23 protein-coding genes are annotated in these 23457 nt (G+C 61.0%); 15 read left to right on the top strand and 8 right to left on the bottom strand.

Annotation, left to right across the window (positions count from 1 at the left end; translation table 11 throughout):
- Positions 1-52 precede the first annotated feature (52 nt).
- Positions 53-610: a GNAT family N-acetyltransferase gene (locus tag IEX64_RS18490; protein ID WP_229710562.1), complete on the bottom strand. Its 558-nt coding sequence runs from the start codon at positions 608-610 to the stop codon at positions 53-55.
- A gap of 68 nt (positions 611-678) precedes the next feature.
- On the opposite strand from IEX64_RS18490, the gene crtY reads away from it, so the two are divergent.
- The 6 genes from crtY to IEX64_RS18460 all read left to right on the top strand — a co-directional run bounded on the left by crtY (position 679) and on the right by IEX64_RS18460 (position 5576).
- Complete coding sequence (crtY, locus tag IEX64_RS18485; protein ID WP_188821984.1) at positions 679-1878, top strand: lycopene beta-cyclase CrtY; 1200 nt, start codon at positions 679-681, stop codon at positions 1876-1878.
- Positions 1875-3353, top strand: a complete 1479-nt coding sequence (locus IEX64_RS18480; RefSeq protein ID WP_188821982.1) for a phytoene desaturase — start codon at positions 1875-1877, stop codon at positions 3351-3353. Before crtY ends, IEX64_RS18480 begins: the two co-directional genes overlap by 4 nt.
- Positions 3350-3787, top strand: coding sequence for a T6SS immunity protein Tdi1 domain-containing protein (locus IEX64_RS18475; protein ID WP_229710561.1), 438 nt, complete (start codon positions 3350-3352; stop codon positions 3785-3787). Before IEX64_RS18480 ends, IEX64_RS18475 begins: the two co-directional genes overlap by 4 nt.
- Before the next feature lies 1 nt (position 3788).
- Positions 3789-4367: an LOG family protein gene (locus IEX64_RS18470; protein ID WP_188821980.1), complete on the top strand. Its 579-nt coding sequence runs from the start codon at positions 3789-3791 to the stop codon at positions 4365-4367.
- A 7-nt stretch (positions 4368-4374) separates the two neighbouring features.
- Complete coding sequence (locus tag IEX64_RS18465) at positions 4375-5367, top strand: phytoene/squalene synthase family protein (RefSeq protein ID WP_188821978.1); 993 nt, start codon at positions 4375-4377, stop codon at positions 5365-5367.
- A 62-nt stretch (positions 5368-5429) separates the two neighbouring features.
- Entirely contained in the window at positions 5430-5576 is a 147-nt protein-coding gene (locus IEX64_RS18460) for a lmo0937 family membrane protein (RefSeq protein WP_188821976.1), read from the top strand.
- A gap of 6 nt (positions 5577-5582) precedes the next feature.
- On the opposite strand, the gene IEX64_RS18455 is transcribed toward IEX64_RS18460, so the two are convergent.
- On the bottom strand, positions 5583-6863 hold the full coding sequence (locus IEX64_RS18455; RefSeq protein WP_229710560.1) for a multidrug effflux MFS transporter: 1281 nt from the start codon (positions 6861-6863) through the stop codon (positions 5583-5585).
- 92 nt (positions 6864-6955) lie between these two features.
- Here IEX64_RS18455 and dinB point away from each other — a divergent pair, with 92 nt between their 5' ends.
- Complete coding sequence (gene dinB / locus IEX64_RS18450) at positions 6956-8074, top strand: DNA polymerase IV (RefSeq protein ID WP_188821971.1); 1119 nt, start codon at positions 6956-6958, stop codon at positions 8072-8074.
- Here dinB and IEX64_RS18445 read toward each other — a convergent pair.
- From IEX64_RS18445 to IEX64_RS18425, 5 genes are all read right to left on the bottom strand, one after another.
- Positions 8056-8544: an NUDIX domain-containing protein gene (locus IEX64_RS18445; RefSeq protein WP_188821969.1), complete on the bottom strand. Its 489-nt coding sequence runs from the start codon at positions 8542-8544 to the stop codon at positions 8056-8058. The genes dinB and IEX64_RS18445 overlap by 19 nt on opposite strands.
- A complete protein-coding gene (locus tag IEX64_RS18440; protein ID WP_188821967.1) occupies positions 8532-9149 on the bottom strand; it encodes a 6-phosphogluconolactonase in 618 nt (205 codons plus the stop codon). The genes IEX64_RS18445 and IEX64_RS18440 overlap by 13 nt, the downstream gene beginning before the upstream one ends.
- Positions 9150-9189: 40 nt before the next feature.
- Positions 9190-9648 carry a Dps family protein gene (locus tag IEX64_RS18435; RefSeq protein WP_188821965.1) on the bottom strand — a complete coding sequence of 153 codons (459 nt, stop codon included), beginning with the start codon at positions 9646-9648 and terminating at the stop codon, positions 9190-9192.
- A gap of 85 nt (positions 9649-9733) precedes the next feature.
- Positions 9734-10291: a hypothetical protein gene (locus IEX64_RS18430; protein ID WP_188821963.1), complete on the bottom strand. Its 558-nt coding sequence runs from the start codon at positions 10289-10291 to the stop codon at positions 9734-9736.
- Positions 10292-10326: 35 nt separating this feature from the next.
- A complete protein-coding gene (locus IEX64_RS18425) occupies positions 10327-11079 on the bottom strand; it encodes an HAD-IIB family hydrolase (RefSeq protein WP_188821961.1) in 753 nt (250 codons plus the stop codon).
- 299 nt (positions 11080-11378) lie between these two features.
- Between IEX64_RS18425 and otsB the strand changes: the two genes are divergently transcribed.
- The 3 genes from otsB to otsA are packed head-to-tail and all read left to right on the top strand — an operon-like array spanning position 11379 to position 15455.
- Positions 11379-12179: a trehalose-phosphatase gene (gene otsB, locus IEX64_RS18420; protein ID WP_188821959.1), complete on the top strand. Its 801-nt coding sequence runs from the start codon at positions 11379-11381 to the stop codon at positions 12177-12179.
- A complete protein-coding gene (locus IEX64_RS18415) occupies positions 12176-14020 on the top strand; it encodes a glycoside hydrolase family 15 protein (RefSeq protein ID WP_188821957.1) in 1845 nt (614 codons plus the stop codon). Before otsB ends, IEX64_RS18415 begins: the two co-directional genes overlap by 4 nt.
- A 37-nt stretch (positions 14021-14057) precedes the next feature.
- On the top strand, positions 14058-15455 hold the full coding sequence (gene otsA, locus IEX64_RS18410) for an alpha,alpha-trehalose-phosphate synthase (UDP-forming) (protein ID WP_188821955.1): 1398 nt from the start codon (positions 14058-14060) through the stop codon (positions 15453-15455).
- An 87-nt stretch (positions 15456-15542) separates the two neighbouring features.
- On the opposite strand, the gene IEX64_RS18405 is transcribed toward otsA, so the two are convergent.
- The gene (locus IEX64_RS18405) at positions 15543-17618 is read right to left on the bottom strand and encodes a right-handed parallel beta-helix repeat-containing protein (protein ID WP_188821953.1); all 2076 of its coding nucleotides are present in this window, start codon (positions 17616-17618) and stop codon (positions 15543-15545) included.
- 613 nt (positions 17619-18231) lie between these two features.
- Here IEX64_RS18405 and IEX64_RS18400 point away from each other — a divergent pair.
- From IEX64_RS18400 to IEX64_RS18380, 5 genes are read left to right on the top strand one after another with little or no spacing between them, the layout of a single operon-like run.
- Positions 18232-19251: a Gfo/Idh/MocA family protein gene (locus IEX64_RS18400; RefSeq protein ID WP_188821951.1), complete on the top strand. Its 1020-nt coding sequence runs from the start codon at positions 18232-18234 to the stop codon at positions 19249-19251.
- Entirely contained in the window at positions 19248-20306 is a 1059-nt protein-coding gene (locus IEX64_RS18395) for an NAD-dependent epimerase/dehydratase family protein (RefSeq protein ID WP_188821949.1), read from the top strand. Before IEX64_RS18400 ends, IEX64_RS18395 begins: the two co-directional genes overlap by 4 nt.
- 1 nt (position 20307) lies before the next feature.
- Positions 20308-21450, top strand: coding sequence for a glycosyltransferase family protein (locus tag IEX64_RS18390; RefSeq protein ID WP_188821947.1), 1143 nt, complete (start codon positions 20308-20310; stop codon positions 21448-21450).
- A 10-nt stretch (positions 21451-21460) separates the two neighbouring features.
- Complete coding sequence (locus IEX64_RS18385) at positions 21461-22459, top strand: hypothetical protein (protein ID WP_188821945.1); 999 nt, start codon at positions 21461-21463, stop codon at positions 22457-22459.
- A gap of 27 nt (positions 22460-22486) precedes the next feature.
- Positions 22487-23434 (top strand): sulfotransferase domain-containing protein, encoded by a 948-nt coding sequence (locus tag IEX64_RS18380; protein ID WP_188821943.1) that lies wholly within the window; start codon positions 22487-22489, stop codon positions 23432-23434.
- Positions 23435-23457 lie beyond the last annotated feature (23 nt).

Here is a 23457-nt window from a genome sequence, read left to right as displayed (position 1 = left end):
CGGGCTCGCCTGGAGGTTGCAGGCGTGTTCACCAAGCACACGGATAATATCGCTACAGTTGTCCGGCTGGCACTTCGCCGGGGAGGGTTTCATTCCCCTCTCCCAGCTGACGCTGCATGAGGAAGACATCGATCCAATGATCGTGCTTCCAGCCGGCACCACTGAGCGTGCCCACCGGGCGGTATCCGGCGCGCGCGTGCAACACGACCGAGGCCGGTTCCGACGCAGCAATGACCGCGAAAGCCTGCCGGTATCCCAACCGTTCGCAGGCATCGACCAGTTCGGTCAGCAGGCAGCCGCCGATACCGCGCCCGACGGAATCGGGCCGCACGAAGATTGTCGTCTCCACGCTGTAGCGGTAGCCATTGCGCGGGCCGTAGCGATGCGCGAAGCCGAAGGCGACAACCCGGCCAGTGCCGTCGCGCGTCACCAGGAAGGGATAGCCGGCATCGTTGATATCCGCGATCCGCCGTGCGGTTTCCGCCTCGTCGGGCGGCTCGGTTTCGAATGTCGCGGTACTCTCGAGCACGTAGTGTTCATAGATTTCCGCAATAGCCGCGGCATCGTCCTGCGATGCATCGCACACGGTCAGATCTTCTGTCATTCCCATGACAATGCCGCAAAGCACTGAAGAAGCCAAGTTGCAGCAATCGAAAGGCGTCCCTAAACGGAATTGTAATGCAATCGAATACCTGTGATCTCGCAATACTTGGTGGTGGCCTCAGCGGCGGGATCATTGCTTTGGCAATGGCCGCCCGGCGCCCGGACTTGCGTGTGATGATCGTCGAGCGCGAAGCGCGGCTCGGCGGCGATCACGTCTGGTCCTTCTTCGCCAGCGACGTGCCCGCAGACGCCATGGCACTGGTCGCGCCGATGATCGCCGCGCGCTGGGATGGCTATACCGTGCACTTTCCCGGCCATTCGCGCGGCCTCGCCACGCCCTATCGCAGCGCCACAAGCGAACGGCTCGATCAGGCCGTGCGTGCCGTGCTGCCGACGGAGAATATCCTGTGCGGCGCGGAGGTTGTTGCGGCTACACCCACCTCCGTCACGCTGGCCGGCGGGAGCACGATCGCGGCGCAAGGGGTGATCGACGCGCGCGGGATTACCGGCCTGCCCCACATGGCCGGCGGCTGGCAGAAGTTCATGGGCCAGAGCCTGCGCCTGTCCGCTCCGCATGGCCTGGAGCGGCCCATCGTGATGGATGCGCGGGTGGAGCAGCTCGACGGCTATCGCTTCGTCTACTGCCTGCCCTTTTCCGAAACCGAAGTCTTCGTAGAGGACACTTACTACGCCGACGCCCCCGATCTCGACCGGCCGCTGCTGCGCCGCCGTCTCGCAGACTATGCCGGGCAGCAAGGCTGGCAGGTGGAAAGCGTCGTCTACGAGGAAACCGGCGTGCTGCCCGTTATCGCGGCGGGCGATTTCGATGCGTTCTGGGCGGAAGGGGCCGGCGGCCCTGCCCGCGCCGGCGCCCGCGCCGCGCTGGTGCATCCGCTGACGTCCTACTCGCTTCCCGATGCTGTAAGATTTGCGCTGCATGTTACAAGTCTCGACAACCTCTCGGGCGCGAGCCTAGAAAGGGCCAGTCATGCATGGGCCGCAAATCACTGGCGCAAGGGGCGCTTCTACCGGATGTTGAGCCGCATGCTGTTCGGCGCGGCCGCGCCCGAGGCGCGCTGGCGTGTGCTTGAGCGATTCTATCGCCTGTCCGCCCCGCTGATCGAACGTTTTTACGCCGGAAATTCTACACTGGCCGATCGCGCCCGCATCCTCGCCGGCAAGCCCCCGGTGCCGCTTGGCGACGCAGTCGCCGCCCTTGCCGGAGGCGGACGCCCGCTTGCCGATCTCGGATTAGAAAAGAGCAAAAAGACATGAAGAAGGCCTGCGTTATCGGCGCCGGTTTCGGCGGCCTCTCCCTCGCCATCCGCCTGCAGAGCGCCGGCATCGCCACAACCCTGATCGAAGCCCGCGAAAAAGTGGGCGGCCGCGCCTACGTGTGGGAGCGCGAGGGCTTCACGTTCGATGCCGGCCCCACCGTCGTCACCGATCCCGATTGCCTGCGCGAACTGTGGGCGCTGTCCGGGCAGGAGATGTCCGAGGACGTCGAGCTGATGCCGGTCTCGCCCTTCTACCGGCTCAACTGGACCGACGGGACGAATTTCGATTACTCGAACGACGAGCCCGCCCTGCGCCGCGAAATCGCCCGCATCGCCCCCAACGATCTTGGCGGGTACGACGAGTTCCTGCGCTATTCCGCCGGCGTCTGGCAGGAGGGCTACGTCAAGCTGGGGCACGAGGCGTTTCTCGACTTCACCAGCATGATCAAGGCCGCCCCCGCGCTCGCCCGCTATCAGGCATGGCGCTCGGTCTATTCGATGGTTTCCAGCTTCGTGAAGGACGAGCGCCTGCGCGAGGCCTTCTCGTTCCACACCCTGCTGGTCGGCGGCAATCCGATGACCACCAGCGCGATCTATGCCCTGATCCACAAGCTGGAAAAGGATGGCGGCGTCTGGTGGACCAAGGGCGGCACCAACAAGCTGGCGCAGGGCATGACCCGGCTGTTTGAGCGACTCGGCGGCGAAGTGCGCCTCGGCGACAAGGTCGTGCAGATCCACACGCTGGGCGATCACGTGACCGAGGTCGAGACCGCCAGCGGCTGGAAGGGCCGCTTCGATGCGATCGCCAGCAATGGCGACATCATGCACACTTATGCCGATCTGCTGGGCCAGACCGACCGCGGGCAGAAGGTGGCGCACCAGCTCGCGCGCAAGCGGTTCTCCCCCAGCCTCTTCGTCGTCCACTTCGGGCTCGAGGGCACCTGGCCGGGCATCCCGCACCACATGATCCTGTTCGGCCCGCGCTACAAAGGCCTGCTCGACGATATCTTCGAGCATGGGGTGCTACCGCGCGACTTCTCGATCTACCTGCACCACCCGACCGTGACCGACCCCTCGATGGCGCCGCCGGGCAAGAGCACGTTCTATGCACTGGTGCCGGTAGCCAACATGGGCAAGCTGCCGATCGACTGGGCTGAGGTAGGCCCCGAACTGGAACGCCGTGTGCTCGACGAAGTGGGCCGCCGCCTGATCCCGGACATCTACGACCGCATCGTCACCCGCTTCCACTACGCCCCGCCCGACTTCGAAGCCGATCTCGGCGCCTACAAGGGCAATGCCTTCAGCCTGGAACCGCTGCTGACGCAGAGCGCCTGGTTCCGCGGCCACAACCGCGACGACAAGCTGAAGAACTTCTACCTCGTCGGTGCCGGCACCCATCCGGGCGCGGGCATTCCCGGCGTGGTCGGCAGCGCCAAGGCAACGGCCAAGCTGATGCTGGAAGGTCTGCGGTGAGCAGAGTCATGCAGGCCCTGCGCCGCGACTGGGGCTGGACCGGCGTGGACTTTGCCGAAGTGATCGCGGTGAGCCGCATGGGCCACATGCTGCTCACCGATACGGACGATGCTATGCACTACCTCGATCCCGAAACCCGCGAGCTGATCCGGCTGGGCGGCGAGGAGCAGACCGCGCAGTACATGGCCGATCCCGAAGTCGCCCTGGTCTGGCGCGCCGAGCAGCTGGTCGAGGCCGCGCGCGAACGGCTGGGCGAGACCGGCGAAGAGGAAGTCTACACGCTGACGCCCGATGCCCTGCTCGCCGGGGACTACGCGCACGACAATCTTGTCCGCCAATCGCTGGCTGACCTCATTTCCTTTACCGGTCAAGTCGCCTACCAGACGCGCGATCTGCCCGATGGCACTCCGATTCAATTGAAGGCCCAGAACTGAAATGAAACGCCTCGCCGTCTATTGCGGCTCTGCCACGCCTGCCGATCCGCGCTATATCGATCTTGCCCGCGAAGTCGGCTCCACGCTGGCCCGTCAGGGCATCGGCGTTGTCTACGGCGGCGGCAAGCTGGGGCTGATGGGCGCGATTGCCGGATCGGCCATGCTCGCGGGCGGCGAAGTGATCGGCGTCATTCCCGAGGCCCTGGTGAAAGGCGAAGTCGCCAACTACGACTGCGAACTCACCATTGTTTCCGACATGCACGAGCGCAAGGCCGCCTTCACCCGGCTTTCCGACGGTTTTCTGGTCCTGCCCGGCGGCGTGGGCACCATGGACGAACTGTGGGAAGCGGTAAGCTGGGCGCAGCTCGGCTATCACAACAAGCCGGTCGGCATTCTGAATGCTTTCGGCTTCTACGACGGGCTGCTCGAATTCAACCGCCACATGGCCGAAGTCGGCTTCGTCCGCCCCGCGCATCAGGGCATCATCATGGCCGAATCCGAACTGGACCTGCTGCTGACCCGCATGGCCGCGCACGAGCCGATCACGCCGATCACCAGCATGAACCCCGACGCGCTGTGAGCGCGTAATGGCGAGCAGTCGCGCACAGCTTGTCGAAGCCGCCCGGCGGTCGATCCGCCGCGGTTCCAAGAGCTTTGCCTCTGCCAGCCGCCTGTTCGACCGCACCACGCGGGAGCGCGTCTGGCTGCTCTATGCCTGGTGCCGCGCCTGCGACGACATTGCCGACGATCAGGACCACGGCCATGCGGCAAGGCCCGGCGCGGTGGGCTCCGGCATGGCCCCGGAAAACCGCCTTGCCACGATCCGCACGCTGACCGAGCTGGCCATCGCCGGCGAGGACACCGGCTCCCCCGCCTTCGATGCGCTCGGCCTGCTGATGCGCGAAGTGCCGCTGACGCGCGCGATGGTGGAAGACGTGCTCGCCGGCTTCGCGCTCGATGCCGACGAATGGCGCCCGCGCAGCGAGGCCGACATGCTGCGCTACTGCTACCACGTCGCCGGCGCGGTCGGAGTGATGATGGCGGTGGTCATGGGCGTGTCTTCCGAAGACGACGACACGCTCGATCGTGCCTGCGACCTCGGCATCGCCTTCCAGCTCGGCAATATCGTGCGCGATGTGTGGGAAGACGACGCGCAGGGCCGTTGTTATCTGCCGGTCGAATGGCTGGTAGAAGCCGACATCCCGCCCGGGGAAATCACCAAGCCGCACTACCGCCACGCGCTCGTGCCGATGGTCGCCCATGCCTGCGCCCTGGCCCGCGAATACGAAGCTTCGGCCCGGGTCGGCGCCGCGCGGCTGGCTTTCCGCCAGCGCTGGGCAGTGTTGTCGGCCGCCAACATCTATGGCGGGATCGCCCGCGAGGTGGAGCGGCTGGGCGCCCATGCGTGGGATCACCGCGTCCACACCGGCAAGCTCGACAAGCTGCGGATGGTCATCGCGGCCTATGGCGAAGCGAAGCGCGATCCGCAGCCCGCCCCGCACCCGGCGCTGTCGCGGCGCGAGCTGAACGCGATGGCCAGCAAGAACCGGCCGCGCATGGATGGACGGATGGATCACTGACCGGTCGGGAGCCTCGGACGATCCGAGGCGTTGAGCATGCGTACCCTCGCGGAGAAACCTTCATGCTCTATACCATCGCCGCCATCCTGCTCGTCTTGTGGATACTCGGCTTTATCGTCTTCAAGGTCTCGGGCGCGCTGCTGCACCTGCTGCTGATCGTCGCGATCGTCGTCGGGCTGGTCCAGCTCTTCCGCGGCCGACGAAAGTAGCTGCAATCAGTGCGCTGCGGGCGGCACGACGTTCTTGTAGAACCCCGGCGGATTGACCCGGCGGAACAGCCGTCCCCGCTCCGAGTAGAGAACCAGCACCAGCGCGGTTGCTCCACACAGGAGCATGGCGCCCATGATCGGCCTTGCCGTGCCGTCATAGGCCTGCCCGATGAGCGTCCCTAGAACGGCCCCGATCACCGTGCGCAGGAACGACATGACCGAAGACGCCGCCCCCGCCGTGCGGCTGAAGGGCTGCAGCGAGATCGCCTGGAAGTTCGCCCCGATGAAGCTCATCATGCACATGCTTGCCGTCATCAACGGCACAAAGACCCACAGGGTCTCCCCGTGCAGCGCGACGCCGAGATGGATTGCGGCAAGGACGATATAAACAAGCAGCGCCGTGTGCGAGACGCGCCGCGCGCCGAACCGCTCGACAATCCGCGAATTCACGAAGTTCGTCCCCGCCATGATCAGCGCCATTCCGCCGAACACCATCGGAAAGAACGAGCCTGCACGGAAGTGTTCGGCCACGAGTTGCTGCGCGCTGTTGATGTACCCGAACAGCGCCGCCTGCACGAAGGCGGCGCCGAAGAAGTAGCCGAACGAGGCCCGCTCGCGCAGCGCCATGCCCATGTTTCCGGCGATGACTCCAACGTTGATGGCCTGACGATACTCCGGCCGCAAGGTCTCGGGCAGACGGGCCCACACCCAAACGAACACGAGCACGCCCATCAATGCCATGATGCCGAAGATCCAGCGCCAGCCGGCAACCAGCAGCACCGCCTGCCCCACCATCGGCGCGAGCATCGGTACGACCATGAAGGTCATCGCGATCATCGACTGGGTGCGCGCCATGCGATCCCCGTCGAACCGGTCGCGCAGGATTGCCATCGGCATCACGAGCATGGCCGAGGTGAACACGCCCACGACCGCGCGGGTGATCAGCAGCAGTTCGAAGCTGCCGGCAATGGCACAGACGAACGATAGCAGCACATAAGCCGAAACCGCGACCAACAGGACCGGCCGCCGGCCGAAGCGGTCGGCAATGGCGCCGGGAAACAGCGAGGCCAGCCCCGAGGAGATCAGGAACACGCCAATGATCAGCTGCCGCTCGTTGGGATCGGAGCCCCCCAGATCGCCGGAGATGTGCCCGAGCGCCGGCAGCATGACGTCGATCGACAGCGCCATGAGCGCCTGGATCGAAGCCATCATCGCCACGAATTCGACTTCCCCCACGGGAAAGCCTTCGGGCTCTTCGGCAGGGGATGGCGCACCGGAGGAAGGCATGGAGGCGCGCATGCCGCAAGTGCGAAACAAGTACCAGTCAATTCGTAACAGCCAATGGTGCCGTTTTCGCAACCAGCGTCTATATTACCGCAATGCCGCCGCTCGAACGACAGGAAGAGGACCAGGAAGCCGACGGCCTGCGCAAGGTGATCCACGTCGACATGGACGCCTTCTATGCCAGCGTCGAACAGCGCGACGACCCGAGCCTGCGCGGCAAGCCGATCGCGGTGGGCGGCTCTTCGGGCCGCGGCGTGGTCGCTGCCGCCAGCTATGAAGCGCGGGTCTTCGGCGTGCGCTCGGCCATGCCCTCGGTGCGCGCATCGCGGCTTTGCCCGGACCTGATCTTCCGCAAGCCACGTTTCGATGTCTACCGGGCCGTCAGCCAGCAGATCCGGGCGATCTTCCTCGACTACACACCGCATGTCGAACCGCTCTCGCTCGACGAGGCCTATCTCGACGTGACGGCAGACCTGAAAGGCATCGGCTCGGCCACGCGCATTGCCGAGGACATCCGCCGCCGCATCAAGGCCGAAACCGGCCTGACCGCAAGCGCCGGTGTTTCGTACAACAAGTTCCTCGCCAAGCTTGCCAGCGATCAGAACAAGCCCGACGGGATTTGCGTGATCCGCCCCGGCGAAGGCGCCGCTTTCGTTTCGACGCTGCCGGTGCGCCGCTTCCACGGCGTCGGTCCGCGCGGCGCGAAAAAGATGGCGCGGCTGGGCATCGAGACGGGGGCCGATCTGGCGAAGAAGGACCTTGCCTTCCTGCGCGCGCACTTCGGCAGTTTTGCCGAATACCTCTTCCGCGCCGCCCGCGGCGTCGACCTGCGGCAGGTACGCGCCGACCGGCCCAGAAAGTCAGTGGGCGGCGAGCGCACGTTCTCCGAAAACATCGAGGATCCGGACACGCTGCGAGACACGATGGATTCAATCATCGAGATCGTCTGGGAGCGCATCGAACGCGCAGAGGCGCGCGGCCGCACAGTGACGCTCAAACTGCGCTACGCCGACTTCAAGACCCTCACCCGCGCCCGCTCGCTTTCCCATTCGGTTACCGACAAGGCGGAGTTCTCACGGATCGCCCATGCCCTGCTCGAAGACCTGATGCCCCTGCCCCAACCGATCCGGCTGATGGGCCTGACGCTGTCGGCGCTGGAGCGTGGTGAGAGCGAGACCGGCGAGGCGCAGGACGGTCAGTTGTCGTTCCTGTAGCGCTCCCAGGTTGCAATCCAGCGATCCAGCCCGGCTTTCACCTTGGGCGCCAGCCCCTGGGGCAGCGCATCGCGGCCGAACCAGCGAACCTCGCGTACCTCCCGCCTGTCAGCTTGCGGATTGCCCGCTGCCAGTCCGACCACGACCCGCACTTCATTGATCAGGCCGTAGTAGTCCTCGACGAGTGCTTCGACTTCATAGGCCTCTCGCAGCGTGCAACCGGTTTCTTCCGTCAATTCGCGCTTTGCCGTAAAAATCGCGTCTTCGCCGCGCTTCATGCCGCCACTCGGCGCCAGCCACCAATCGCGCCCGTAGGTCTGACGCAGCAGGAGAACGCGCCCCTGCTCATCAAGCGCGATGATCCGGCACCCGTAGACGGTGACATTGAAACGCCTCAGCAACGCCATGCGAACGGGATGCCCGAAGCGCATGATCATCCGGTGGAGGAACCGCGGGATCAGCAGAAACACGTCACCTTATGCCGCGCGGCCTTGAGCAGCCGCGCGATCGGCAGGTCGTTCTCGCCCTGCACGGCCGCGACGAACACCGCGCGCTTGTCGGCGCCGCGGATCACGAACATGATCTCGTCGCTGTCGGTCAGCGAGGGAATGGTGAGGCTCAGGCGGTCGAACGGCGCCTCTGGCGGCAGCGGATCGGGGGTCAGGCGCCGCACCGGATGCGGATCGTCGGCCTGCGGATCGGTGTTCGGGAAGAGCGAGGCGACATGCCCGTCCCCGCCCATGCCGAGCCAGGCGATGGCGAAATGCGGCGGGCGCGCGTCCTCGGTCAGCGGGACGATCCGGGCGCCTGCCGGCTCGAGCCGGGTGCGGATCTTGCCGACATTGCTCGCCGGGTGATCCTCCTCGACGATACGGTCGTCGCCCGGCCACACCGATATCCGCTGCCAGGGCAGGTCCTCCTTGGCGAGCAGATCGAAGATCGGGAACGGGGTAGAGCCGCCAGGCACGGTCACCGCGATCTCGGGAGACTGCGCCAGTGCAGCGCGCAGACGCCCGGCAAACCATGCGGCAATCGCATCGTCCCGGGCGTCTTCGATCATTTCCAGCTTGACCATGGAGCCGTGTCTACCACTCCCCCACGGCGCACGGAATGGTTCAGGCGAGAATTTCGCGCAGGAACCATGCGCGTTCCTCGGCCTGGTCGGTCCAGTCGTCGAGCAGACCGTCGGTGGCGTTGTCGCCCGCCTCGCCAGCCAGTTCCTTGGCCGCCTTGAGCGTGCCGACATAGGCCGTGTTATCCTCGAACAGTTCCTTGACCATGGCCATGGCATCGAGCCCGGTATCGTCCTGGTTCTTGATCGTGGTCTTCGCCGCGATCGAGCCAATCGAAGTCAGCGTGGTTCCGCCCAGCTTGCGCACGCGCTCGGCGATCATGTCGGTCAGCGCGAAGATCTCGGCGGCCTGCTCGTCGAAGAGCAGGTGCAGGCTGCGGAACTGCGGTCCGCGCACATGCCAGTGAAAGTTCTTGGTCTTGACGTAGAGCGCCAGCGTATCGGCCAGCAGGCCGTTCAGGCTGTCGATCAGAGCGGCTTTCGAGTTGTCCTTGGACGTCATTTCGCGTTCCCTCAATGTTGCGTTGTGAGCAAAGTTGTACATAGGGAACGTCGATTAAAAGAGATGGTTCAATCGAATATGGCGATCAGAGTATCCCGATTTCCGAAAGGAACATCGCCAGCGCCACGACGGTTAGAACACCGCCCATAATCCGGCGCATCCAGCGGATAGCGGGCGTGTCCAGCAAGTGGGGCCATCCCCAGGCGAAGCCGGCCAGAACACCGCCACCAAGTATGCCCGCAGCGCCGGAAGCCAGCGGTGCGGCAAACCCCACGCCCATACCGAAGACCATGAAGCGCGCCGCATCGGTCACCTGATGCGCCAGCAATACCAGCAGCAGCGCCCCGAGCGAATTCGTCGGCTCGCGCGGATCGCGGCGCGGGCGCAGGATCAGCGATTCCAGCCCGGCCAGTCCAAGCGCAATGGCGGCGAAGATGGTCCGCGCCGGCGGCGGCAGTTCGGCCAGCATGACCATTGCCGCCCAGGCCGCGAAACTGGCCGTCGCGGCCGCCGAGACGAGCGCTACCAGCAAGACCCCGGGCCGCTGCCCCTGCCGCCGCGCAAGCGCGGCAATCGTCACCTGATCGCGTGCACCGATGCCGGCCAGCAGCACCGCGATCAGCGTGAGATAGAATGCGGGCATTGCGCCGTTATCCGGTCAGATGCCCGCGGGCACCGTCATCCCGCCTTCTGGCAGGCGACAATGGCCGTGATCACGTTGGCGGTATCGGCCGGGTCGCGCACGCATACGGTGTCGAGGCCCATGGCCTTTGCCGGATAGTCGTTGCCGCCGGGGAAAATGGCATCGCCGATGAACAGCATGTCGGCCTCGGCCACACCGCTGTGCTCGGCAAGGCGCTTGAGGCCCCAGGCCTTGTCCACGCCCGGCTGCGTGACGTCGACCGAGGTCGCGCCGCCGAGGTTGATCGAAACGCCCGGCAGGCGCTTGATGAGATCGGCCTGGATCACCTTGCGCTTGGCGAAGTCAGGATCCCAGACTTCCTTGGCATGGAGCGGCGCCTGCTGGCCCAGCGCGGAAAAGGTGATCTGGCTGCCACGATCCTCGATCCGCTCGCCCCAGGTCTCCTCCGGAGTGAAGCCGGTCGTCGCCAGCGACGCGTCGAAGGCGTCGAGAATCTCGCGCTTCTGCTCGTCGGTGAACAGTTCCGCATAGACCGGAGTCCAGGCATCGTCGCGGTGGACATAGAGCTTGGCGCCGCTCGTCGGCATCATCCACAGGCGCGACCGGTCGGCGTGATCCGGCAACCGGCTGGCGACCTGCTTGTCGAACTGCGGCCAGTCACCCCCGGAGATGACCGCCACCTGCGCGACAGTGAGAAGCTGTGCCATCAGGTCCGCCATCTCGTCGGTCAGCGGCTGTTTGCTCAGCGCGAGAGTTCCGTCGAGATCGAACGCCACGATTTTCTTCATCAACTGCCTTTCATCATTTCTGTACGTCTGCCGATAGCCGCGGCCGACGAAAGCTTCAATCGATCGGATGCTTCGAAGAGTACTGCCGGGGGTTTCGCGATCTAATTCGCAAATGCAAAAATTTTCTCAAGTAACAATGCCTGTCTGACAATCGGGCATGGCACTTCTATTGCAATCATGGCAACGCCCCCAAAGGTCCGCGGTTCGCACAAGCGGCCGCGGGATATCCTTTCGCAACTGCCGCATAATCAAGCCTTAGGGGGTGGCCTTTCGCCATTGAAGGTGCAAGATTACCGGCAATGACCCAACCTACCGACAGCCTTACCCGGGCGGAGGATAGTGCGCCGATGCCCGATCTTCCGCCACCGCCGCCGCTGCACATCTCGGCGCAGACTGCCCTTTTTCTCGATTTCGACGGCACGCTTGTCGATATTGCCGACCATCCCGACGACGTGGTGGTGGCCCGCTCCCTGCCCGGCCTGATCGAAATGCTGTCCCATCGGCTTGAAGGCAAGCTGGCGCTGGTAAGCGGCCGTTCGCTCGACGCGCTGGAAGCCATGCTCGGGCCGATCGATGTCGCGATGGCAGGCTCCCACGGCGGCGAATTCCGCCCTGCTGGAAGCCGGGAAATTCACCCGCTCGCCGATCCGCTGCCGGATGCCGTCGTCGCGGAACTCTCCAGCTTCGCCGAAGCCAACGGGGGCATGCTGGTCGAACCCAAGCCTTTCAGCGTGGCCGTTCACTATCGCCGCCATCCCGATGCCAAGGCCGGCCTGCTCGACTGCGCGGCATCGATTGCCGAAGATCGCGGCCTGAAAATGAAACACGGCAAGCAGGTCGTCGAACTGGTGATGCCCGGCTCCGACAAGGGCAGCGCCGTCAGCAAGTTCATGGAACGCGAAGAGTTTTCCGGAACCGTGCCGCTCTTCGTGGGTGACGACGTGACAGACGAAGACGCATTCAATGCCGTTACCCGTTTCGGGGGAGAGGGCGTGCTGGTAGGCCCGATGCGCCAGACAGCCGCACGCTGGAGACTGCCCGATGTCGGCGCGGTCCATGACTGGCTTTCGAGCGCACTGGGTGGAGAAGCACGGAAATGAATGCGCCTGAAAGCAAGCCAGCAGAGCACAGCACGCTGCAATTGTGGCCCATCGGCAATTGCCAGGTCAGCGGCCTGATCGACGAACGCGGCGCCATCGTCTGGGGCTGCGTCCCGCGCGTCGACGGCGACCCGACGTTCTGCGCCCTGATGCGCGGCGACAAGGGGCAGGACGCGGGCACCTGGCGGTTCGAACTGGAAAACCAGGTCTCCACCAGCCAGCACTACATCCGCAACACGCCGATCCTCGTCACCCGGCTGGAAGATGCGAGCGGCGGCGCGGTCGAAGTCTACGATTTCTGCCCGCGTTTCGAGCGCATCGGCCGTACCTATCGCCCGGTCGCCTATGCGCGCATCGTGCGCCCGGTGGCGGGCTCTCCGCGCATCCGCACGATCCTGACGCCGATGAGCGGCTACGGCTCGCAACTTGCGCACATCACTCACGGCTCGAACCACATCCGCTATCTGGTCGAGCGCAACACGCTGCGCCTGACCACCGACGCGCCCGTGGGTTACGTGCTCGACGAGCGATACTTCCGCGTCGAAAGCCCGCTGCACTTTTTCCTCGGCCCGGACGAGCCCTTCAACGGCAACGTCGAGTACGAGCTGGAAACCATGCTCCAGCTGACCGGCAATTACTGGAAGCAGTGGGTGCGCGGTCTCGCCACCCCGCTCGACTGGCAGGAAGCGGTCATCCGCGCCGCGATCACGCTCAAGCTGTGCCAGCATGAGGAAACCGGCGCGATCGTCGCGGCGCTGACCACCTCGATCCCCGAAGCGCCGCATTCGCAGCGCAACTGGGACTACCGCTACTGCTGGATCCGCGACGCCTACTACACCGTGCAGGCGCTCAACCACCTCGGCGCGCTCGACGTCCTCGAAAAGTACCTCGCCTACTTGCGCAACATCGTCGACGATGCCGAAGGCGGGGCCATTCAGCCGCTCTATGCCGTAAGCGGCGCCAAGGAAATCATCGAGTGGGAAGCCGCCGACCTGGCCGGCTACCGCGGTATGGGCCCGGTTCGCGTGGGCAATGCCGCCTATTATCAGGTCCAGAACGACTGCTACGGCCAGATCGTCCTGCCCTCGATTCAGGCCTTTTCCGACCAGCGCCTGCTGCGCGTGGCGAACATGGACGACTTCGCCAGCCTTGAGGAAGTCGGCGAAATGGCGTGGAAGACCCACGACCAGCCCGACGCCGGCCTGTGGGAACTGCGCACGCGGACGGCCGTCCACACGTATTCCAGCGTCATGAGCTGGGCCGCCTGCGACCGTCTCGCCAATGCCGCCGAGCATCTCGGACTGGAAGACCGTGCCAGGCTCTGGCGTGAACGCGCCGACACGGTGCGACGCAACATCGACGCCGGCGCCTGGCATGAAGTCGAAGGGCCCAATCTCGACGATGGCGGTGCCGGCGGGCACTACGTCGCCAGCTTCGGCGGCTCGCAGCTCGATGCCAGCCTGCTGCAGATGGTCGAACTGCGCTACCTGCAGGCCGACGATCCCAAGTTCCAGGCGACGCTGGAGGCCGTCCAGAAGTCGCTCCGCCGCGGCGAGCACATGCTGCGCTACGCCAACGAGGACGATTTCGGCCTGCCCGAAACCGCCTTCAACATCTGCACATTCTGGCTGATCGAAGCCCTTCACCGCAGCGGCGAGGACGAAGAGGCCCGGCGCCTGTTCGAGGCCATGCTGGGCCACCGCACGAAGTCCGGGCTGCTGTCGGAAGACATGGATTTCGAGACCGGCGAGCTCTGGGGGAACTTTCCCCAGACGTACTCGCTTGTTGGTATTATAAATTGTGCCGGGCAACTGTCCCGGTCATGGCGCGACTGGCGCTAGAAGGCGCAGCCGCAAGGACGCCTCAGGGGGCACGTAGATGAGCAGGCTGATAGTCATTTCCAACCGGGTTTCGGTGCCCAAAGCCGCGGGCGCAGCAGGCGCCCAGGGCGGCCTGGCCGTAGCGCTCAATTCTGCGCTTCGCGAACACCGCGGGATCTGGTTCGGATGGTCGGGGCAGGAGACCGAAGAGTTCACCGGCCACCTTGACATGCAGCGCAACAACGGTGTCACGACGGCGACCATCGACCTCGAACCGCAGGACATCGACGAATACTACAACGGGTACGCCAACCGTACGCTGTGGCCGCTGTTCCACTATCGCATCGACCTGACCGAATACGACCGCAACTTCGGCGAGGGATACGAACGCGTCAACGCGCGGTTCGCCGATTCCGTCGGACCTCTGATCGAACCGGACGATCTCGTCTGGGTCCACGACTATCATTTGCTCCCGCTCGGCTCGATGCTGCGCCAGAAGGGTGTAAAGAATCGCATGGGCCTGTTTCTGCACACGCCCTGGCCTCCGGCGCGCCTGCTGGTCTCGCTGCCCTTTCACGAACGGCTGGTCAGCTCGATGCTCGAATACGACGTGATCGGCTTCCAGACCGAGGAATGGCTGGGCAGCTTCCTGCACTACGTCGACAAAGAGTTGGGGCTGGACGTCAACGAAGACGGCACCATCGACTACAACGGGCGCACCATCGTCGCCCGCGCCTTTCCGATCGGCGTCGATTACAAAGAGTTCGTCGAAGGCTCCCACAGCACCGAAGCGAAGGACGCCTACGAGCATCTCAAGGCCAGCGTGCGCGGCCGCAAGGTCCTGATCGGCGTCGACCGGCTCGACTACTCGAAAGGCCTGGGCGAACGCTTTGAAAGCTTCAACCGGTTCCTGGCGGACAATCCCGATCGGGCCGGCGAAGTCGTGCTGCTGCAGATCGCGCCCCCCTCACGCGGGGACGTGGCCAGCTACCAGCAGATCCGCGAGGACCTCGAACGCAAGACCGGCCATATCAACGGCGCCCATGCCGACGTCGCCTTCGTACCGATCCGCTACGTCAACCGCGGCTACCCCCGCCGCCAGCTCGCCGGCTTCTACCGCGCCGCCGACATCGGCCTGGTCACCCCGCTACGCGACGGCATGAACCTCGTCGCCAAGGAATACGTCGCCGCGCAGGACCCCGAAGATCCCGGCGTCCTCATCCTGTCCCAATTCGCCGGCGCCGCCCTGCAGCTCACCGACGCCCTGCTGGTCAACCCGCACTCGATCGAACACGTCAGCGAAACCATCAAACGCGCACTCGAAATGCCCCTGGCCGAACGCCGGGAGCGGCATGAGAAGCTGTTGGCGTCGGTGCGAGATGAGGATGTCGTGCATTGGCGCGATGAGTTCGTGAAGGCGTTGTTTGGGGATGAGGACGACGACGTTATCCGCTAACTGGCATTCACAATTCCCGAGGTGCTCCGCGAACGCAAACAGCGGCTTGCGAAGCTATTACGCTTCGGCCATGTGCGGCATCAAAGCCTAGCCACAAGGGCTCTCAAGAGAAGAAACGATATTCGGGTTGACGACAGGCGTGGGCGGATGGTCAGGGATCGACAATAGCTTGCACACTTCAATGCTCGGATGTTCGGCAAAGGCACCTGTAATGATCGGCCGGTAAAGCGACGACGCCTTTAAGCCATCCAACCACGCTCCCAAGCCTTCTGAAATATCGCGATTGCTTGCAAACATGTTTTCGCGCTTCATGATCATTGAGTCTGTCTCTGCTGGAACGGCCAAAATAGCCTTTTCACCAAATATGGCATTTGCCGAAAATGCATTGCCTTTGGGTCGGCTCAATTCACCGAGAGAAAGCTGAGATAAATCTGGATACTGCTTTTTCCAGACTTTTGACGAAACTGGAACACGCTTCAGCTTCTCAAGCAACTGATTATTGACAGATTTTGCTTCCCAAGGTCGACGCTCCCTTTGAACATTCATTCCGCGACTGTCAAAATACAGCGCCGCCCTTGACTGATTTACAAATAGGTTTTCGTCGATCGTGTTGCTTCTACCACCTCCAAGAATGACGCCGAAAGCGCCTCCATCGACTATGTTACGCTTCACCAGCGTACCGCCGATTTGATCATCCAAATAAATACCAGTTATTAGAGATCGCTTCCCCTGACCGCCAAAATCATGAATGTAATTTCCCATGATGCGGTTGCCTCGCTGGGTCCAATCACGCCCTAAGTAAATTACCCCCACATCATTGCTTGCAAGAGCAGTGTTTTTTATCACGTTTTCTATTATAGAATTATTGTTACCGACAACTATTATTCCGGAATGCGCACCGCCAGAAATCAGAGAATCGCGAACTTCCTGCCCCACGCCCGAAACGCGAATGCCAGGGCTGTAGTCGGGATTTTCCAAGCCAAAGTTGGCAACTATGCTGTCGATCACCTTATGGCGCGCGGGAGACAAGGTTTGCCTATCCCCGCCATGCAACTCGATACCTGCTTCCGCAGTACCATTCACAACAGATTTCCTAATGACAACATTCTGACCATCGATAACCGCTATGGCGCGCCCTCCAGATTGCCGCACTGCGCAATGCACCAATTCAATATTTTTTGAATCTCTTATTTTTACTGCAACACCTAATGACCTATTAAATCCAACACCTTCCACACGTACATTTTGTACGTTATTCAAGATCATCAAATTTTCGGTTACGGCCAATTCAACTCCGCCACCACTATTCCTTATGGGCAAAACCAAGACCTGGCGACGAGGCACATCGACAAAAAACTCTCCAGGACTGTCCAGTTCACTTAAAGCATTTGCAACAAACAGGTTTGGACGATCCGCCAGCGGCAAAGAGGAAGCGCGCGAAGCGACACGGACCACGTCATTCTTCCCATCGACATCAAACGCCGGCATCAACTCAAAGTCCCACCCCCTTGACCACCGCCCCCCAATCCACAGGTTCCGTTCACGCAGCCAACGTTTCTGTCGTTGCTGCGGGAATCGAACGGCTGAATGTCCAAGAGTGCCTTTCAATTGAACAAGCCGCGCCGTGACCATCCCTCTGTTTGGCCACCTGGCACTCCACAGTTGCGCGCCTCCTTGGTACACTTCTACTCCCGCGGTGCGATTTTTGACAAAAACTCCACGGCGACGAAGCCCGCGCTTTGGGACTGTCAGAGAGCCGAGCGATACCGTCAGAGCACCCTTCGGAACCTTCGCTCCGTCGAAGTCTGCGGAGGTTGAAGGCCGGCTTGGCATTCTCGCTGAACCGAAAAGCTGTGTGCTCCCATCGCTAGCTCCACGGATAATCAGAGGGCTACGGGCAGTACCGCCATGGGCGCCGTTGATGTAGACCGCAGCGTCCAAACGGCTCACGCCGGAAGGCAACTGGACAATCACCGGTCGATCCGGATTTCCTTGAGCACGGACCGCCGGCACGACCGCGATAGCACTCGCCAAATCCGGATAATCCTGCCCTACTTCGATGACATTCGCTTCATTGTCAGGGGATGCTGCCCCCAATTTACCGAGGATAACAAGCCCCAGAACCAAGGGCACCAGCATCGCAAGCCATGAACTTTTCCGCATGACTTTACTCCTTGATCCGTAACGAACAAATCTCAACACACCACTTGCACAGCAGCTGCCCAAATGAGCAGAATTCCTAGTCGCGCCTTCAGGTCAAACACCTCACCATAGCTCTCGTCGCACATGCACCGCTTATCCTCGTCATCCCCAAGTTTTGGCAGCGACTTTGCCTCCAATCACCGAGTATACGACCATGGCCCCTGTACCGGCAGTCCACGCGCAAGCGCCAATGAGCCTACCTCATGAGAAGGTGTCACTCCAACAGGTCGTGACAATCTACGTTATGACCATTCCGACTACACCGCCTGAACTGCAGTCAGAATACGTCCACGCCCATTTTCGTCCTCCAATTTGCACCACACCCCCTGCCCTCTGAAGAAGCCTGCGAACACCGCTCAAAAGCGCATGTTTTGAACAGCCCACCTGCCAAACCCCACTCGAAAGCAATGCGTGATGCTAACGTCGCCCTAAAACAAGCGGATCCAGCGGCAAGTAATGGCACGACCAATGGAACGACTTGAACGGCCTTTCGCACTGCACAAAAATGCTCTAGCTGATTTGGATATCTGATTCTAAGGCACAATTTCGTGCATGACAAAGGGAGGCGAACGGCATGGATGCCGTAGCAACGGGGAAGCTAGTTGTAGTCGGATGCGGCGCAGCAACAGAGCAATTCTACTTGCCTTGTCTGGCTGCCAGAACGGATCTGGCAGGTCGCCTGCTTTTTATGGATCTTTCAGTCGAGCGTGCACAGAAATTGGCCGACGAGGCTGGCGGCGGCGTCGCCACGTCATTCGATGATGCAGCGCAGCAAGGTGCAACTGCAGCAATTTTGGCAACACCTCACCACGTCCATTGCACCCAGGCGCTGGAAGCCATGGACGCAGGTCTAGACCTTCTCATTGAGAAGCCTGTCACGATTTATGCGAGCGAAGCGCGCGAGATTTCTAAAAAGAGCAAGGAACTCGGTCGCATTGTAATGGTGAACAATACGCGGCGTTTGTTCCCTGCCTATCAGGCCATAAGAACACTCATTCACAGCGGGGAACTTGGCGCCCTACGCAGTGCAGAAATCTACGACGGCAGTTCTTTCGAATGGCCTACCGTATCGGGTTTCTATCTGACTTCCCGCGATGCCAAAGGCGTACTTCTCGATCGCGGTGCCCACACGATCGACATTCTCACATGGTGGTTCGGCGATGACCTTTCCATTGCCTCTGCGGCGCATGACGGCTTTGACGGCCCCGACGCCACGTTCCACCTCACTTTGAAGACGCCAAACGGTGCGTCAATCAGCACGAAATTCAGCCGACTTGAAAAGCTCTCAAACACGTTCGAACTGACGTTTGAACATGGCGCCATCAAAGGCCGACTTTTCACGTGGCACAAATTCGAAAAAAAGAAGGCCAATGGCCCGTGGAAAACTATCAGTGTTGATGGCTTCAACCCCAAGAACTACAATGACTTCGCTATAAAGATGACCAACATCTTTTTGGACGCTACGTTCAACGGAGGAGAAAGCTTGGTTTCGCCAGAGGATGTAGTCAGCTCTATCCAGATCATGGAAGAGGCGTACAACTCGGCTCACCTCTTTGAACTTCCCTGGTATGCCGAATGGGAGGCCATGAAGTGAGCATTCCCCAGAAGAAAGTTTTTGTAACCGGGGCCACCGGCTTCATCGGCGGCTGGGTCGTCGAAGCGATGCATCTGTCCGGCCTGTACACTCCCATAGCTGCGGTGCGACGTTGGCAAAAAGCAGTTCGCATTGCGCGTTTCGGTGTTGAAATGCGGATGTGCGACTTAATGGATCGCGCTTCACTTGAAGCAGCCATGGAAGGGTGCGACGCGGTCGTTCACGCAGCGGTCGGCGACGACGATGTAACCATCGAAGGCACACGTAACGTCGTCGAAATAGCCCGGAAGCTCGGCATCAAACGGGTGGTGCATCTCAGCACGATTTCCGTGTACGGCACAAATGAGGGCACGTTTCGCGAAGATGCGCCACTCGACATGTCTGGTACGGACTATGGCGCGCGCAAGATAAAGGCTGAACAGATTGCTTTGGCGGCGAGCTCGGACACAATGCCCGTCATCGCCTTGCGCCCCACAATTGTCTATGGTCCGTTTGGTACCCAATGGACCATAAACTTTGCTCACCGTATTGTTTCAGGAACCTGGGGTACATTTGGCGACAAGGCCGAAGGAACCTGCAATCTTGTTTACGTAGGTGACGTCGTGCGGGCTATCATGTGCGCTCTGGAAACAGACAAGGGCTTTGGTCAAGCTTTCAACGTAAACGGCCCTGACGACCTCACATGGAACGAGTACTTTGTGCGCTTCGCAAGAGAGCTTGGACTTCCTCCGCTTGGAGAGGTCTCCGCCGGTAAGACGGAACTCAAAGCGAAGCTATTTTCGCCGATCCGTTCGTTCGGCAAGTATGTCCTGACGAACCATCGTGATCTGCTGGTCGCCATTCTCAAGTCGAGCAGCTTGGCTGAAAAGGCAATGCGCAATCTGGAGGACAATCTGAAGCGCACACCCACGTCAGATCAATTCGCACTTTACGGACGAAAGGCTTTCTTCCCGAACAATCTTGCGACCGAAGTAATTGGCTATGCACCCAAGACTTCAGCCGACGAAGGCCTGAGCCTTTCGGTCCGGTGGCTTAAGCACCACTCAGTGGTCTGACATGGAGGCTTGCAAGGACAATTCGGGCAGTGCGCCTGCTGTCCTCTATTTTGTCCCGAACAGCCTCGAAACCAAGGCCTTGGCTCGCGCCAAGGCCATGAGCGATGCAGGCATCGATCTGATCGTAGTTGGGTTTCGGCGCCCCGGATACCCCGCACCAGACCCCGGCACCTGGCAGTATGTGGATCTCGGAGAACTGAGTGACGGTAACTATCTGGCGCGCATAGGCACTCTTCTTCGAGCCGCCTATCGTATCATTCCGGTCGCCCGTCGTTTGAAAAGGCGCTCTCGAGCAGTTGTCATAGCGCGCAACCTTGATCTCGCATTGCTTGCACGCGCCTGCACCATGGTCACCCGACTTCGGGCGCCGTTTGTTTATGAGGTCCTCGATATCCGGAAGGTCATGGTGGGGAGCGGCATTGCTGCGCAGGCGTTACGCTGGGCAGAACGGCGCATCTTGAACTCTACCGCCAGACTGTGGATCAGCGCACCCAAGTTCGCCGAAGAATATTTCGCAAAAATTCAAGGATTCACTGGGCAGTGGCGGCTTCTGGAAAACAAAATTGTCCATACGGCAGCCCCCAGTCCGGACCAACTGCCTGAAAACCGATGGGTAATCGGATGGTTCGGTGCACTACGGTGCCCCAAGAGCCTGGAGATGCTGTGCCGCCTTGCATCCGACCTCCCGGACACTTTGGACGTGTACATAAGAGGTTTTCCTACTACGATAGACGAAGAATATTTTCACCAATCGGTGACCTCCCATGATAACATTTATTATGATGGAGCTTATTCGCATCAAGACCTGCCCGACATGATGGCGAAAATCCATTTCTCTTGGTCATTCGATTATATTGATGCTTGGGGAAATTCCGCATGGTTGCTTCCCAACCGGGTTTATGAAGCCGGATATTACGAGCGCCCACTGCTTGGCGATGCAGATCACGCAACCGGAACGCGCATTCAGGAAGAAGGCTTGGGCTGGACGTTCTCGGGGGATATTGTCCGAGGCATCGAAGATTTTCTAAGGGAAATGAACTTGGATCAATGGATGCAGAAGCGCGATGAAATTGCTTCGAAAGACAAGAGCCTGTTCTATGATCCGGGCGAGGTAGTTAGTTTGATCAATGAAGTTTCTGGGTGAATTTCGATAAATGGATAATACGGGCACCTCACCTCTGAGCTACGCATTCCGTCGACTTGTAAAAGAGTTGATCTGGAAGTACCTGCTCAAGCATAATCCAGATGGAAACGCCCCGCATGTCGCAGTATTTTCATCCCGACGAGGCGGCTCTACAATGCTCATGGAGTTGCTTTGCACCAATTCGTGCATGAGTTTCTCCGACCAGCCGTTCAGCTTGTACACCGCGTCACAGGCGCAGATGCAAGAACTGCCGTTACTTGAGTATAGCCAGATAATCTCTCCGGATGACGATGAGCTTGAACGCATTTTCGAGTATACTGACAGGATTTTGAGCGGCCAGTCGGTTGTGAATGGCCCCTGGAAGTTCTGGACCTCCGGCTCCAACATGCGAACGACACGCATGGTACTGAAAATCACGGATGCGAAGTCGATTGCGGGCGCACTCACGCATCGGTTTGGACTCAAGACAGTTGTGTCCACGCGCAATCCGATCGCGCAGGGTTCATCAGTGGAACGCAATGGATGGGATTTCACCGGGCGAGCATTTCTGCGCAATCCGGCATTTGTGGAACGATGGCTTCCTGGATCATTGCTGGGCGATGCATGGTCGATCCTGCGGGGAAATGACCGACTGGCATGCCGGGTGCTGGACTGGACATTGGAAAACCTACCGCTGATCGATGCAACAAAATCCCATCCTGACTGGCTCTTCCTCAGTTACGAGAAGCTCGTCCTGGCGCCCGAAGCAAGCGTCCGGGAACTGGCTTCCTACTGCGACCTGCAGGGCGAGGAGGATCGTATGCTGCAACAACTCCTCCGCCCTTCGCGGTCGACCAAACGACAAAGTACGGCAGCCACCAGGGAAAAGATTGCCGAGGGCGACCGAACCTACTTGGCGAGCCGATGGCGAGAGAAGATTTCAGAATCGCGCGAGCGCGAACTTCTCGACATCTGCTCGCACTTCGGATTGGGCATCTACAAACCGGGATTAGATGAACCGGTATTTTGATCTATAGGGCAGGTGAAGAGCGTAACGATGTCCAACGAATTCAGAAACAATCCGACCGCGCCGAACTTCATGGTAATCGGTGCCGCCAAAGCTGGCACCACCTCCATGTATCACTACCTCAAAAAGCACCCTGAGGTATTCATGTCGCCGATCAAGGAGCCCTTCTTTTTTGGGGACGATCAGCACTACGCAAATGGTCTCGACTTCTACCTTAATAAGTTCTTTCCAAAAGCTGAAAGCTACCCACTTCGCGGCGAAGCAACTCCTTCCTACCTTCACATGCCACATGAGGTAATTCCCCGGCTTCAAGACGCGTTCGGGGACACACTACCGAAGTTCATTGTCATGCTTCGACACCCGGTCATGCGCGCCTGGTCACACTACCGGCACCGCAACAGAGTGGGTGAAGATCTTAAGAGCTTCTATGACAGTCTTATAGAGGAGCAGGCTGCGGGGTTCCCACATCCCACCGGGTATGCGGCAGGCGGCTTCTATGCGAGCAAGCTGAAGCTCTGGATCGATGCATTCGGTGCCGAACGGTTTCATGTCCTGCGGCTCGAAGATTTGGAAAGCCAGATGCAGACCGAAATGGAAGCTATCTGGCGCTTTCTCGGCGTGGAAGCGCCAGCGGTCGAGATCGAAGCAAGCCGTCACAACGTGGCTGCAACCCCAAAGTCGAAGCTGCTCATGAGGCTGATTTCCGGCAACGGGCCTCACAAGTACATTATCCGGCGGCTCATGCCCGTAACGGTAGTTCGCCGGCGGGTCATGACCCATCTCCAGAATTGGAACGTTAAGGCCGAGAGGTCAGTGGCCATGCCTGATGACAAGTCGGTGCAGTTTTTGCTGGATTTGTTCCGTCAGGATACGCTGCAATTGCAGGATCTATTGGGGCGCTCGTTCGGCGAATGGTTGGAACCTCCGACGGCGCCAGACGGACAATCGTCCAGCAAGGTTTTTGTTGGCGTGCGCTAGGCACCCCGACAGTCCAGTTCGAG

The organism is Novosphingobium indicum (genome assembly GCF_014645195.1).
In the GTDB taxonomy this organism is placed as follows: Bacteria; Pseudomonadota; Alphaproteobacteria; order Sphingomonadales; family Sphingomonadaceae; genus Novosphingobium; species Novosphingobium indicum.
This window is presented reverse-complemented; position numbering and strand designations above follow the sequence as displayed.

Bases quoted from the DNA above. Each gene is read 5' to 3' on its own strand.
- IEX64_RS18380 (WP_188821943.1), top strand. From the start codon at position 22,487: ATGTCCAACGAATTCAGAAACAATCCGACCGCGCCGAACTTCATGGTA.
- IEX64_RS18465 (WP_188821978.1), top strand. From the start codon at position 4,375: ATGGCGAGCAGTCGCGCACAGCTTGTCGAAGCCGCCCGGCGGTCGATC.
- IEX64_RS18430 (WP_188821963.1), bottom strand. From the start codon at position 10,291: ATGCCCGCATTCTATCTCACGCTGATCGCGGTGCTGCTGGCCGGCATC.
- IEX64_RS18415 (WP_188821957.1), top strand. From the start codon at position 12,176: ATGAATGCGCCTGAAAGCAAGCCAGCAGAGCACAGCACGCTGCAATTG.
- IEX64_RS18460 (WP_188821976.1), top strand. From the start codon at position 5,430: ATGCTCTATACCATCGCCGCCATCCTGCTCGTCTTGTGGATACTCGGC.
- IEX64_RS18405 (WP_188821953.1), bottom strand. From the start codon at position 17,618: ATGCGGAAAAGTTCATGGCTTGCGATGCTGGTGCCCTTGGTTCTGGGG.
- IEX64_RS18455 (WP_229710560.1), bottom strand. From the start codon at position 6,863: ATGCCTTCCTCCGGTGCGCCATCCCCTGCCGAAGAGCCCGAAGGCTTT.
- IEX64_RS18435 (WP_188821965.1), bottom strand. From the start codon at position 9,648: ATGACGTCCAAGGACAACTCGAAAGCCGCTCTGATCGACAGCCTGAAC.
- IEX64_RS18390 (WP_188821947.1), top strand. From the start codon at position 20,308: ATGGAGGCTTGCAAGGACAATTCGGGCAGTGCGCCTGCTGTCCTCTAT.
- crtY (WP_188821984.1), top strand. From the start codon at position 679: ATGCAATCGAATACCTGTGATCTCGCAATACTTGGTGGTGGCCTCAGC.
- IEX64_RS18490 (WP_229710562.1), bottom strand. From the start codon at position 610: ATGGGAATGACAGAAGATCTGACCGTGTGCGATGCATCGCAGGACGAT.
- IEX64_RS18385 (WP_188821945.1), top strand. From the start codon at position 21,461: ATGGATAATACGGGCACCTCACCTCTGAGCTACGCATTCCGTCGACTT.
- IEX64_RS18440 (WP_188821967.1), bottom strand. From the start codon at position 9,149: ATGGTCAAGCTGGAAATGATCGAAGACGCCCGGGACGATGCGATTGCC.
- IEX64_RS18480 (WP_188821982.1), top strand. From the start codon at position 1,875: ATGAAGAAGGCCTGCGTTATCGGCGCCGGTTTCGGCGGCCTCTCCCTC.
- IEX64_RS18470 (WP_188821980.1), top strand. From the start codon at position 3,789: ATGAAACGCCTCGCCGTCTATTGCGGCTCTGCCACGCCTGCCGATCCG.
- otsB (WP_188821959.1), top strand. From the start codon at position 11,379: ATGACCCAACCTACCGACAGCCTTACCCGGGCGGAGGATAGTGCGCCG.
- IEX64_RS18425 (WP_188821961.1), bottom strand. From the start codon at position 11,079: ATGAAGAAAATCGTGGCGTTCGATCTCGACGGAACTCTCGCGCTGAGC.
- IEX64_RS18400 (WP_188821951.1), top strand. From the start codon at position 18,232: ATGGATGCCGTAGCAACGGGGAAGCTAGTTGTAGTCGGATGCGGCGCA.
- dinB (WP_188821971.1), top strand. From the start codon at position 6,956: ATGCCGCCGCTCGAACGACAGGAAGAGGACCAGGAAGCCGACGGCCTG.
- otsA (WP_188821955.1), top strand. From the start codon at position 14,058: ATGAGCAGGCTGATAGTCATTTCCAACCGGGTTTCGGTGCCCAAAGCC.